The sequence below is a fragment of the Paracoccus beibuensis genome (assembly GCF_026162625.1).
Lineage (GTDB): Bacteria > Pseudomonadota > Alphaproteobacteria > Rhodobacterales > Rhodobacteraceae > Paracoccus > Paracoccus beibuensis.
This window is the reverse complement of record NZ_JAOTBD010000006.1, coordinates 48,122-60,232: the sequence shown is the minus strand read 5'-3', so window position 1 is coordinate 60,232 and position 12,111 is coordinate 48,122. Positions and strand designations below refer to the sequence as shown.

Annotated in this window: 11 protein-coding genes; 3 read left to right on the top strand and 8 right to left on the bottom strand. The window is 67.2% G+C overall.

Annotated features, from left to right (window positions below):
• Positions 1–16 precede the first annotated feature (16 nt).
• From OC159_RS06160 to rplU, 3 genes are all read right to left on the bottom strand, one after another.
• Positions 17–589, bottom strand: coding sequence for a GNAT family N-acetyltransferase (locus OC159_RS06160; protein ID WP_407674058.1), 573 nt, complete (start codon positions 587–589; stop codon positions 17–19).
• A gap of 118 nt (positions 590–707) precedes the next feature.
• Entirely contained in the window at positions 708–980 is a 273-nt protein-coding gene (gene rpmA / locus OC159_RS06155) for a 50S ribosomal protein L27 (protein ID WP_265500280.1), read from the bottom strand.
• Positions 981–992: 12 nt separating this feature from the next.
• Positions 993–1,373: a 50S ribosomal protein L21 gene (rplU, locus tag OC159_RS06150; RefSeq protein ID WP_265500279.1), complete on the bottom strand. Its 381-nt coding sequence runs from the start codon at positions 1,371–1,373 to the stop codon at positions 993–995.
• 258 nt (positions 1,374–1,631) lie between these two features.
• Here rplU and OC159_RS06145 point away from each other — a divergent pair, with 258 nt between their 5' ends.
• The gene (locus OC159_RS06145) at positions 1,632–2,594 is read left to right on the top strand and encodes a zinc-binding metallopeptidase family protein (protein ID WP_265500278.1); all 963 of its coding nucleotides are present in this window, start codon (positions 1,632–1,634) and stop codon (positions 2,592–2,594) included.
• Here OC159_RS06145 and OC159_RS06140 read toward each other — a convergent pair whose 3' ends face one another.
• Positions 2,595–4,406, bottom strand: a complete 1,812-nt coding sequence (locus tag OC159_RS06140) for an ABC-F family ATP-binding cassette domain-containing protein (protein ID WP_265500277.1) — start codon at positions 4,404–4,406, stop codon at positions 2,595–2,597. It abuts the gene before it with no gap.
• A gap of 112 nt (positions 4,407–4,518) precedes the next feature.
• On the opposite strand from OC159_RS06140, the gene OC159_RS06135 reads away from it, so the two are divergent.
• A complete protein-coding gene (locus OC159_RS06135; protein WP_265500276.1) occupies positions 4,519–5,517 on the top strand; it encodes a Fe(3+) ABC transporter substrate-binding protein in 999 nt (332 codons plus the stop codon).
• Between the two features lie 98 nt (positions 5,518–5,615).
• Positions 5,616–6,551 (top strand): nucleoside hydrolase, encoded by a 936-nt coding sequence (locus OC159_RS06130; RefSeq protein ID WP_265500275.1) that lies wholly within the window; start codon positions 5,616–5,618, stop codon positions 6,549–6,551.
• Here the strand turns inward: OC159_RS06130 and OC159_RS06125 are convergent.
• The 4 genes from OC159_RS06125 to dxr form a co-directional block, all read right to left on the bottom strand.
• Positions 6,510–7,220, bottom strand: a complete 711-nt coding sequence (locus OC159_RS06125) for an OmpH family outer membrane protein (RefSeq protein WP_265500274.1) — start codon at positions 7,218–7,220, stop codon at positions 6,510–6,512. The genes OC159_RS06130 and OC159_RS06125 overlap by 42 nt on opposite strands.
• Complete coding sequence (bamA, locus tag OC159_RS06120; RefSeq protein WP_265500273.1) at positions 7,220–9,532, bottom strand: outer membrane protein assembly factor BamA; 2,313 nt, start codon at positions 9,530–9,532, stop codon at positions 7,220–7,222. Before bamA ends, OC159_RS06125 begins: the two co-directional genes overlap by 1 nt.
• Positions 9,533–9,625: 93 nt before the next feature.
• Positions 9,626–10,954 (bottom strand): RIP metalloprotease RseP, encoded by a 1,329-nt coding sequence (gene rseP / locus OC159_RS06115; RefSeq protein ID WP_265500272.1) that lies wholly within the window; start codon positions 10,952–10,954, stop codon positions 9,626–9,628.
• Complete coding sequence (gene dxr, locus OC159_RS06110) at positions 10,951–12,108, bottom strand: 1-deoxy-D-xylulose-5-phosphate reductoisomerase (RefSeq protein ID WP_265500271.1); 1,158 nt, start codon at positions 12,106–12,108, stop codon at positions 10,951–10,953. The genes rseP and dxr overlap by 4 nt, the downstream gene beginning before the upstream one ends.
• Between the last annotated feature and the right edge of the window lie 3 nt (positions 12,109–12,111).

Genomic DNA, 12,111 nt, shown 5'->3' with positions numbered 1-12,111 from the left:
GTGCAGGAGCGAGGCTTCAACCCATCCGGCGCAGATAAGTCCACGTCGGAACCCGCGCACCACGCGCCACCGACCAGCTTTCCGCATCGCCGAGATAGACGAAGCCGCAATTCGTCAGAACACGCGCTGAGCCGGGATTGTCCTGGAACGCCTCGGCGAACAGGGTCCGTGCGCCATGCGGGTTTGCGGCAGCCAGGGCCTCGACGGCCTCGGTCGCAAAGCCCGTGTTCCAGAAGCCCGCGCCGATCCAGAAGCCAAGTTCGGACTGGTCGCCCTCCATCCGGGTCAGCGACACGACGCCCAGCAGTTCGGCCAGCTTGTTGTTCGACCCGTCGATGGCCCAGACATCCTCGGTCCGGTCGGCCGCAAGCGCGCGCGCCACGAAGCTTTCCGACGCGCCGCGCGGCAGCGGGTGAGGAATGGCTCGGGTGCCTTCGGCCACGCGCCGGTCGGCGGTGTAATGGGCGATCATGCCCGCATCGGACGGGCGCAGAGGGCGCAGGATGAAGCGTTCGGTCTGGATGACGGGCTGCGTCACCACCCCTTCTACAACGGGTTTGAGGTCGTCCAAGCGGCTTCCCTCCCTCATAGGTGCGGACATCACCATGTTCCCTCCCCGGAAACTGGTTCGAAGTGCTGCGATATAAACGGCACGGGGGACCGGCCTTCGCCGATCCCCCGTCTAACATCGAGATGTTACGCTTGGGTTACTCGGCGGCTTCGAGGCCGGCGGGAATCACCGAAATGAAGGTGCGCCCCTTGAGGCCCTTCTTGAAGGTGACATGACCATCGGTCAGCGCGAACAGGGTGTGATCCTTGCCCATGCCGACATTCGTGCCCGGCCACCAGGTGGTGCCGCGCTGACGAGCGATGATGTTGCCCGCGATGGCAGCCTGGCCGCCAAACAGCTTCACGCCAAGGCGGCGGCCGGCGGAATCGCGACCGTTGCGGGAGGAACCGCCTGCTTTCTTGTGTGCCATGGGTCGTTCTCCTTACGCTTCAGCGGCGTTGTCGGCCGGCTGCTTTGCACGTGCACCGACAGCGGCCTTCACGCCGGTCTTGTCGGCACCGTTGTCCAGCACGTCGGTCACGCGCAGCAGGGTCAGCTGCTGGCGGTGGCCACGGGTCCGCTGCGAGCTGTGCTTGCGGCGGCGCTTGACATAGGTGATCACCTTGTCGGCCTTGATCTGGTCGATCACCTCGGCCTGGACGCAGGCGCCCGAGACGAGCGGCGCACCAAGGGTCGAACCGACCATCAGAATGTCGTTGAACTGGACTTTTTCACCAGCTGCGGCTTGCAGCTTCTCGACGCGGAGGACGTCGCCCGCCTGCACCTTGTACTGCTTGCCGCCAGTTTTCAGAACCGCGAACATCGCTTCTTTCCTTCATCAACCGCGTCCTGCGGCCCCTGCCCTTCGGCAGATGTTGCCGGGTTGCCCCGCCTTCGGACTGCGCACCCCTTGTTCGGGATGTCATTCAATACAAATGCCGGCCACGGGCGATGGCCCGGCCGGTCCGGGGCATATGGCGCATTGTCCGCGGCAAGTCAAGCGATTGCGGAACCCCGGCGCCTGTCGCGCGCTTGTGTCAGACCGCGGCCCCAGACCCGCGCAAGACAGGACCCGCGCCCGATGCAACGCTTCAATTGCCCCCTCTGCGGGACGCGCGCCTATTTCCACAACCTCACCTGCGCCTGCGGGTCGCAGCTTTATTACGATCCGCAAACCAGCCGGATGGCGACCGATGCCCCCGCCTGCGCCAACCGCCCCGGCATCGGCTGCAACTGGACCGCGCCGCTGGATGGCACGCTCTGCCCGTCCTGCGCCATGTCGCAGGTCGTGCCCGTCCTGCATGTCGGTGACAACCTGCAGCTGCTGGCCCGGGCCGAGCGTGCCAAGCGCTGGGTCCTGGCGAACCTGGCGCGGTGGGGCTGGTTCACGGATGACGATCCGGGCCGCCGCCCGCGCTTCCTGATGCTGTCCGAGGAGGCCGGGGGCCGCAGCCAGCAGATCACCATGGGGCATGCCGCGGGCGACATCACGATCAACGTGACCGAAGCCGACGAGCTGATCCGCCTGAAGCGCCAGCGCGACCTGGGCGAGCAGTACCGCTCGATGGTTGGCCACTTCCGGCACGAGCTGTCGCATTTCCTGTTCGACCGCCTGTCGGAGGATGACCGCTTCCGCCCCGCCCTCCGCAAGATTTTCGGCGATGAACGCGCGGACTATGCCGCTGCCCTGCGGCGCCACTATGCGGAGCCGCGCAACCCCGGCGAGCACTTCATCACCGCCTACGCCACCGCCCATCCGCACGAGGATTGGGCCGAAACTGCGGCCCACCTGCTGCACCTGGTGGACTTTACCGACAGCTTCGTCAGCGCGGGGCTGTCGATGCCTGGCATCCCGTCGGACTTCCGGCCCTATGAAGAGGCGGACACCCTCCGCCTTCTGCCCATCGCCGCCGAGGTCGCTATCGCGATCAACGATATCAATCGGGCGCTGGACAACAGCGACCTCTATCCCTTCGTGCTGACAGCGCCGATCAGGGACAAGCTGGCCTTCGCGCACCGCTGGTTGCGGGCGCCGCGGCATTGATCAGCCGGCCTTCTCCTCCAGCGTCATCCACTCTTCCTCGGCATCCGCCAGGGCCGCCTGCCGTTCGCTCAGGGCGGTGCTGGCCTTCTGGAACTTCGCCGGTGCCGTGGCAAAGAGGTTGGGGTCGGACAGGAACTCGGTCAGCTTGGCAATTTCGGCCTCCAGCCGCTCGATGACGCCGGGCAGAGAGTCGAGGCGATGCTTTTCGGTGAAGCTCAGCCCCTGCGCGGCCGCCTTCGGCTTTTCGGACGGCGCGGCCGCAGGGCGTGGACTGGGGGCAGCGGCAACCGCGGGGGCATCGTCCTGGCCGCGCTGCGCCTGATAGTCCGTCCAGCCGCCGGCATAGACCACCGCCCGGCCATCGCCTTCCATGGCAACCGTGGTGTCCGCGACCCGGTCGATGAAATCGCGGTCGTGACTGACCAGCAGCACCGTGCCGTCATAGTCGCCCAGCAGGTCCTGCAGCAGGTCCAGCGTCTCGACATCCAGGTCGTTGGTCGGTTCGTCCATGACCAGCAGGTTCGACGGCTTGGCCATCAGCCGCGCCAGCAGCAGCCGCGCCTTCTCTCCGCCGGACAGGCTGCGCACGGGTGCCCGGGCCTGCGCGTCGTCGAAGAGGAAGTCCTTCAAATAGGCCACGACGTGCTTGGGCGTGCCGCGCACCATCACTTGGTCGGCCCGGCCCGACACGCGCATCTCGGGGTCGCCGGTCAGCGATTCCCACAGCGTCTGGTCCGGGTTCAGCGCCGCCCGCGCCTGGTCGAAGACCGCCACCTCGAGGTTGGTGCCCAGGATCACGCGTCCCTCGTCGGGCGCGATCTCGCCGGTCAGCATCTTGATCAGCGTCGTCTTGCCGGCACCGTTCGGGCCCACGAAGGCGATCCGGTCGCCGCGCTGGATGCGCAGGTCGAAGGGCTGCAGGATTGTCCGGTCGCCGAAAGTCTTGGCGATGCCCTGCGCCTCGATCACTTTCTTGCCGGACTGCGGACCGGAATCCAGCGCCATCGCCGCGGTGCCCTGCCGGCGGATCTGCGAACCGCGTTCCGCCCGCAGCGCCGCCAGCGCCCGAACGCGTCCCTGGTTGCGCTTCCTGCGTGCGCTGATGCCTTCGACGGCCCACCGGGCCTCCGCCTTGATCTTGCGGTCCAGCTTGTGGCGGGCGTCGTCTTCGGCAGCCCAGCTTGCCTCGCGCCAATCCTCGAACCCCTCGAAGCCGCGCTCCTGCCGACGGACCTCTCCACGGTCGATCCACAGCGTGGCGCGGGTCAGGCGGCGCAGGAAGGCGCGGTCATGGCTGATCAGAACGAAGGCCGCACGGGTCTGCGACAGGTGCTCCTCCAGCCAGCCGATGGCCTGGATGTCCAGGTGGTTCGTCGGCTCGTCCAGCAGCATCAGTTCCGGCGCCTGCGCCAGAAGCCGCGCCAGCGCCGCGCGCCGCCTTTCACCGCCCGACGCCGTGGCGACAGGACGGTTCGGGTCGAACTTCAGCCCCTCTGCCGCCATGTCGACGCGATAGTCCTCACCCGGCTCCAACCCGTCACGGGCGAATTCCCCAAGCGTCTCGAAGCCCGAAAGGTCGGGGTCCTGCTCCATATAGCCGGTCGAGACGCCGGCCGAGATGACGACCTCGCCGCGGTCAGGTTCGACCAGGCCCGCCATGACCTTCATCAGCGTCGACTTGCCCGACCCGTTACGGCCGACAAGGGCAACGCGGTCGCCGGGCTGGACGGTCAGCGCAAGGCCGTCGAATACGGGATCGCCGCCATAGGTCAGCGAGATGTCGGAAAGTTGCAGAAGGGGTGCGCGTGCCATGCCTGCGCCCTAGCGCGGGTCCCGACCGCGGTCAATCCGTCGCATTGCCGACGATGCTTGACAGTTACGGTCGGGAAAGCCAACACTCGCGCCGACACCGGAGGAGTTCTTCATGCGACATCTGATCCTTGCTTCGCTTTTGGGGGCGACCGCTCTGCCCGCCCTGGCGCAAGAAGTGAACGTCTATTCCCACCGTCAGCCTGAACTGATCCAGCCGCTGATCGACGCCTTCACCGCCGAGACCGGCATCACCGTCAACATCGCCTTTGTCGACAAGGGCATGGTTGAGCGGTTGCAGGCCGAGGGCGACCGTTCGCCCGCCGACCTGGTCCTGACCGTGGACGTCGCCCGCCTGGGCGAGCTGAAGGAGGCCGGCGTCCTGCAGCCGGTCGAGGACGAGGCACTGGACGTCATTCCGGCCGAACTGCGCGACGACGAGAATCAGTGGTTCGGCCTGACGACGCGCGCCCGCATCGTCTATGCCAGCAAGGAACGCGTGGCGGATGGCGAGGTGACCACCTACGAGGATCTGGCCGATCCGAAGTGGAAGGGCCGCATCTGCACCCGCAGCTTCACCAACGACTACAATGTCGCGCTGACCGCCGCCTACCTGGCCCATCACGGCGAGGAAGAGACGCTGGCCTGGCTGGAAGGGCTGAAGTCGAACCTCGCCAAGCGCCCCGAAGGAGGCGACCGCGACCAGGTCAAATCGATCTGGGCCGGTGAATGCGACATCAGCCTGGGCAACACCTATTACATGGGCGCGATGCTGAAGGACGAGGAACAGAAGCAGTGGGCGGATTCGGTCCGCATCGTCTTCCCGACCTTCGAAGGCGGCGGCACCCACGTCAACGTGTCGGGCATGGGCATGACCACCTCGGCCCCGAACCGCGACGCGGCGCTGCAGCTGATGGAGTTCCTGGTCAGCGACGAGGCGCAGCAGATCTATGCCGAGACGAACAACGAGTTTCCCGTCAAGGAAGGCGTAGAAGCGTCCGAACTGGTCGCCAGCTGGGGCGAGTTCACGCCCGACGACCTGACGCTGGCCGAAGTCTCGGACCTGCGCCCGCAGGCGCTGAACCTGATCGAGCAGGTTAACTTCGACGGCTGAGGTCGTCCGGAAGATGACGCTGGGGAAGGCGCAGGCAAGGCTTGCGCCTTTTTCCGGCTTGGCGCAAAGCTTTGCCCGCCAACGAAGGAACCCGAGGCATGCCGCAGAAGATCATCATCGACACCGACCCGGGTCAGGACGACGCGGTGGCAATCCTGCTGGCGCTGGCCTCGCCCGAGATCGAGGTTCTGGGCATCGTGGCAGTGGCCGGAAACGTGCCCCTGCCGCTGACCGAAGCCAACGCCCGCAAGATCGTGGAGCTTTCGGGACAGTCCGTACCCGTCTTCGCCGGCTGCGACCGGCCGCTGGCGCGCGACCTGGTCACGGCAGAGCATGTCCACGGCAAGACCGGCCTGGACGGCACCGACCTTCCCGACCCGACCGTGCCCCTGCAGCCGCAGGACGGCGTCGACTTCATCATCGACACCCTGCGCCGCGAGCCTGCGGGAACCGTCACGCTTGTGCCCATCGGCCCGCTGACGAACATCGCGACGGCCTTCCGCCGGGCCCCCGACATCATTCCGAAGGTTCAGCGGATCGTCCTGATGGGCGGCGCCTACTTCGAGGTCGGCAACATCACCCCAGCGGCGGAGTTCAACATCTATGTCGATCCCGAAGCCGCCGCCGAGGTCTTTGCGGCCGGCGCACCGCTTGTCGTCGTGCCGCTGGACGTGACGCACAAGGCGCTGACCAGCCGCGCCTGGGTCGACCAGATGCGCGACCTGCCCAACCGCTGCGGCCCCGCGGTCGCCGGCTGGACCGACTTCTTCGAGCGGTTCGACACCGCCAAGTACGGCAGCCTCGGCGCGCCGCTGCACGATCCCTGCACCATCGCCTGGCTGCTGGAGCCCGACCTGTTTCAAGGCCGACAGATCAACATCGAGGTCGAAACCGAGGGCCGCTGGACCACCGGCATGACGGTTGCGGATTGGTGGCGCGTCAGCGGCCGGGCGGCCAACGCGCTGTTTCTGAAGGACGTGGACCGTGACGGGCTATTCGGCCTGATCAGCGACCGGATCGCCCGTCTGCCCTGACGGCGACGCCGGCTGGTCCTGCGGCACCGGCACGGCGCCGTCCCCATCGCCGATGCTGGCGTTCAGCGCGGTGATCAGTTCGCCCGTGATGTCGATGGCGTCCAGCGACACGAAGACCGTTCGGCGGTCCAGCACGGCAATCGCCCCGCGTTCCTGCATCACCTCGCCCATGACCGGCAGGGCCGCGCGGAAGAAGGCTTCCCGGTCGGCATCGGCCCAGGCATTCAACGCCTGGACAGCCTGCGCGCGTTCGCGCCGGATCTGGGTCGCGCGACGGTCGAAATCCTCGGCCAGGCGACGGAATTCGGCGGCAGGCAGCGTCGCGCGCTGTGCGGTCAGTGCGGCCTCCTCGGTCGACAGCAGTTCCGTCAGACGCTCGTTTTCGGCCGCGATGACCTCTCCCTCGGCCTCCAGCCGGGCCTGCGCGCGCAGCCCCCATGACGACGACAGGTAAAGCGCATCCTGATCCAGCGTCAGCACCGGTGCAATTGGCAGGGGTCCAGCCTCGTCCGGTGCAGCGATGATGCTGTTCGGCAGATCGACCTCGGGCCGTGGCTGGTCGACCTGCGGGGCGGCAGGACCGATGGGCACCGCATCCTGGGCAGCGGCCGGCAGGGCCAGCGCCGCCGCCACCATCATGACCGGCAGGACGAGGCCCTTCCTTCTCATCAGAACGTCGTCTGGATGGTCAGATCGAAGTTCTGCTCCTCATCATAGTCCTCCTTGCGGACGGTCTTCGAGAAGTTGAAGCGCAGCGGCCCGATGGGGGTGGTCCAGAAGATCGACGCCCCGACGGCGGCGCGGACATACATGTCGTCGTCAATGGTCACCATGCTGCCGTCCGCGGCCTCGTAGCTGCGCTGGTCCAGCCCCCAGAGAGATCCGACATCGGCGAAGAGACCGCCCTGGATGCCGTATTCCTCGGGCAGGCCGATGGGGAACTGCGCCTCGGCGCGCGCCGCCCAGTAGTAATTGCCGCCGATGGCGTCCTGGTTCTCGGCCTCGAGGTCGCGGGGGCCATAGCCGTTCGGTTCGAACCCGCGAATGCGGTTGCCGGTACGGAAGCGGTCCAGGATCCAGGTCGAATAATCTCCGTAGGTATAGATCGCCCCGGCCTCGACCTCGCCGCGCAGGGTGATGTTCTCGCGCCAGGCCGTGCTTTCGACGCCCGCCAGCGCCGTGGTCGTCACGGTCTTGGTGTCGCCGCCCGCGCCTGCGAAATCCTGCGAGAAACGGAACCGATAGGCGGTCAGCGGGTCAAGGCCCGTGCGCCGCGAATCCCAGTTGTAGGTATAGCCGATGGCCGAGGTGATGCGCGCGCCTGCCTCGTCCTGAAGCAACTGAGAGCTGTCCTCGGTGACGTTGTCGAGTTTCTCTTCCGAGATACGGTAGCGCAGTTCGATCCGGCCGTTTGCAGACACTGGAAACTCGATCGACGGCTGGATGCGGATGAACCGGGTGTCGTAATCCGAGTTCAGGTCGTCGGTCTCGTTGTAGTTGGCCGCGAACCCGAAACGCAGGTCGCGCCCCAGGAAATACGGCTCGACGAAATTGATGCCGGCCGCGCGGTCGCCGCTCGCGGTCGAGATCTGCAGGCCAAGCGTCTGGCCGCGCCCGAGGAAGTTCCGCTCGGTCAAGGACGCGTTCAGGCCGACGCCCGAGTTGACACCGTAGGACGCGCCGAAGGACAGCGATCCGGTGGGCTGCTCCTCGACTGCGACGCCGACGATGACCTGGTCGGGCGCGCTGCCCTGCCGCGTTTCAACCTGCGCATCGCCGAAATACCCCAGTGCGCGGATGCGCTCTGCCGAGTTGCGGATCTCGCGTGGGTTGAAGGGGTCGCCCTCGACGGTGTTGAACTGGCGACGGATCACCTGGTCCAGCGTGGTCGTGTTCCCCTCGATGTCGATGCGTTCCACGAAGATGCGTTCGCCGCGGGTCAGGGCGAAGGTCAGGTCCAGCGTCTGGCTCGACGGGTTGCGCGTGATCCGCGGCTCGATGCTGACGAAGTCCAGGCCCTGCTGGATCGCGACGGTTTCCATCCGGCGGATGGTGGTGTCGACGTCCGAGGGGTTATAGACCGAACCCCGCCGCACGCGGTTCTGGTCGGCAAAGAGCGATGCGTCCACGCCCGGGATCTCGGACACGGTATCGACGCGGCCGAACCGATAGCGGGGACCTTCCTGAATGTTGAACGTGATGAAGAACGCGTCGCGCTCGCGCGCGATCTCGGGGGCGACGGCCTGCACGCGGAAGTCGGCATAGCCGCGCGACCGGTAGAAGTCGGTCAGCAGCTGCTCGTCCAGCGGGATACGCTCGGGCGCGAAGGTGTCGCGGCGGATGAAGGTGCGCAGGATGCCCGCCTGCTTGGTCTGCAGCACGTCGCGCAACCGGCGGTCGGAAAATGCCCGGTTGCCGGTGAAGCTGATCCGCTCGATCTCGGTCACGGCGCCTTCGCGGATCTCGAACACCAGGTCGACGCGATTGCCGCTGCGGCGGATGATCCTTGGATCCACGCGGGCCGACAGGCGGCCTTCGGCGGCATAGACCTGCGCGATGGTCTGCGCGTCCTGGATCGCCTGGCTGGGCTGATAGACGCGGCGCGCCCGGCTCTGGACGATCTCGGCCAGGCGGTCGTCGTTCAGGCGGCGGTTGCCTTCGAAGCTGATCTGGTTGACGATCGGATACTCGCTGACGCGCACCACCAGCTGCCCGCCTTGCGGGACCAGTTCGACCGTCTCGAAGAGGCCGGTGCCCTGCAGCCGCTGCAAGGCGTCGTTGACCTCACCGGCGCTGACGTCCTGGCCGCGCGGCAGGTTCAGCGCAGAAAGAATAGTCCCCGCCTCGACCTGCGTATTGCCCTCGATGCGGATGTCGTTGAAGATCAGGGCTGCGGCCGGCCCGGGCAGCAGGCCCGCGGGCACCGTGATCGCCAAGGCCGTCATCAGCGCCACCGCGCCCTTGCCCAGTTTCCGTGTCATCGCAGCCCCTCTTGCCTGCTGCCCGTGTCGGGCCTCTTGTTTTGCCTCTTCCTCTAGCCTCAACAGGCCCGGCCTGTCAAAACCGCATCGCCGTCAGGGGCAGAAAAGATCGTTGCTCAGGCCAAAGAGCATCAGTGACAGCACCGCCGCCATGCCGATCGCGGTCAGCACGCTCAGCGCCTTGTCCGACGGCGGACGGCCGCGAACCGCCTCGTAGGCATAGAACACCAGGTGCCCGCCATCCAGCACCGGGATCGGCAGCAGGTTGAGAAAACCGATGGCGGCAGAGAGGACCGCGATCCACCACAGGAAGTTCGCGCCGCCGGCACTGGCCGCCTGCCCGGTGCTTTCCGCGATGCTGATCGCGCCGCCCAGGTTGCAGGTCCCGATCTGCCCAGAAATCATCGCCCAGAGCCCGGTCAGAGATGACACGATGATCCCCCAGGTCTGCGAGGCACCAAGCAACAGCGCCTCCAGCGGGCCCACGCTGCGGGTCTGGGGCGTGAAGAAGCTTTCGCCTCCGGTCACGCCGATCAGCCAGCGCTGCTCGAAGCCGCCTTCCACGGGGAGGTCCGACAGCTTGGGGCGCAGCTTGACCTTGATCTCGCCCGCACCCTCGCGCCAAAGGCGCAGCTGCAAGGGCTCGCCCTCGGCCGCCTCGACCGCATCGCGCATCTGCGTAAAGCGGGTCACCGGCTGCCCGTCGATGGCCAGGACCACGTCGCCGGCACGGATGCCCGCATCGGCTGCCGCACTGCGGGGGGCTACGCCGCTGATGCGCGCGGGCATCGGGTCGGGACCGGTCACCGTCACGACCCCGCCATCGCGTTCGACCTGCCAGGACTGCTGCCGCGCGACGGGAAGGACGTCAATGGCCGCCCCCAGTTCCGACCACGTCTCGACCGGCACGTCGCCGACGGCCAGGATGCGGTCGCCCGGCTGCAACTGGTTCTCGATCGCGGGCGGCGCGTTCGTCACGGCCCCGATGCGAACCTCGTCCGCGGGTAGGCCCTGGAAGATGGCAAAGCCGCCGAAGACCAGGATCGACAGGATAAAGTTGAAGACCGGCCCGGCCAGCAGTGTCGCGAACCGCGCCCAGAGGGGCGCGCCCTGCAGCGTCTGCCGCCGTAGGGCCGGATCGACCGCAAGGCCCGGACCCGCGCTGGCGGCATTGTCGTCGCCCAGAAAGCGCACATAACCGCCAAGCGGCAGCGCCGCGACCTGCCACAGCGTTCCGCGACGGTCACGCCGCGCCGCGAGGCGCGGGCCGAAGCCGATCGAGAAGATCTCGGCCCGGATGCCGGACCAGCGCCCGACGATATAGTGGCCGTATTCGTGTACGGTTACGATCACTGCCAGCGCCACGACAAAGGACGCCAGCGTCCAGAGCGTGCTTCCGGTCTGGGCGAAGATCTCGGTCATGCGGCAGCCTTTCGTCGGGCGAGGCCGTCCCAGTGAAGGACGGTCGGCAGGTCGTCCGGGTCTTGGGCAAAGCCCGGTTCCGCGGACAACGTCTCCAGCACCGCCTCGACCCGCGGCGCCATCTGGGTGAAACGGATGCGGCCGGCAATGAAGTCGTCCAGCGCCTGTTCCTTGGCAGCGTTGAAGACCGCGCCGGCCGCGCCGCCCGCCGCCATGACCTCTCGGGACAGCCGCAGCGCGGGCCACCGCAACTCATCGGGGGCGCGGAAGGTCAGCGTACCAAGCGCGGCCAGATCCAGCGCGGCCACCGGCAAGGCGCGACGCTGGGGCCAGTGCAGCGCATACCCGATGGCGTGGCGCATGTCGGGGGCACCCAGATGCGCGATGCTGCCACCGTCGTGGTGCGTCACCATCGCATGGATGATCGATTCCGGATGCACCAACACCTTGATCCGGTCGGCATCGAGGCCGAAAAATTCTTTCGCCTCTATCACTTCCATGGCCTTGTTGAACATGGACGCGCTGTCGATGGTGATCCTTTGGCCCATCGCCCAGTTCGGGTGCGTCGACGCCTCGGCCACCGTTGCAGCCGCCAGCCGCTCCAACGGCCAGTCGCGGAAGGCGCCACCGGACGCAGTGATGGTCACATGCTTGACGGATTCCAGGTTATCCAATCCAAGCGCCTGAAAAATGGCGGAATGTTCACTGTCGACCGGAAGAATAGTGGCCCCCGCCACCTTGCCCGTCCGGCGCAGAAGCGCCCCGGCGCAGACCAGCGATTCCTTGTTCGCCAGTGCCAGCGTTCCGCCTTGAGCCAAGGCCGTCAGCCCCGGTGCAAGCCCCGCGGCGCCGACGATGGCCGACAGGATCCAGTCGGCCGGACGCGCAGCCGCCTCGAGCAGGGCCGCCTCGCCCGCCATCGCCTCGACACCGCTTCCCCTCAAGGCGGAGCGCAGGTCGTCAAGCAGATCGTCATGCGCGGTCACCGCGACCTCGGCGCAAAGCTCTCGGGCCATCTTTGCAAGCCGGGCGATGTTGCGACCGCCGGTCAGCGCCACGACGTCATAGCTGTCCGCCCCGCCGCCGCGGCGGATCAGGTCGACGCCGTTCGTGCCGACCGAACCGGTCGCCCCGAAGATCGAGATGCGTCTCATCCG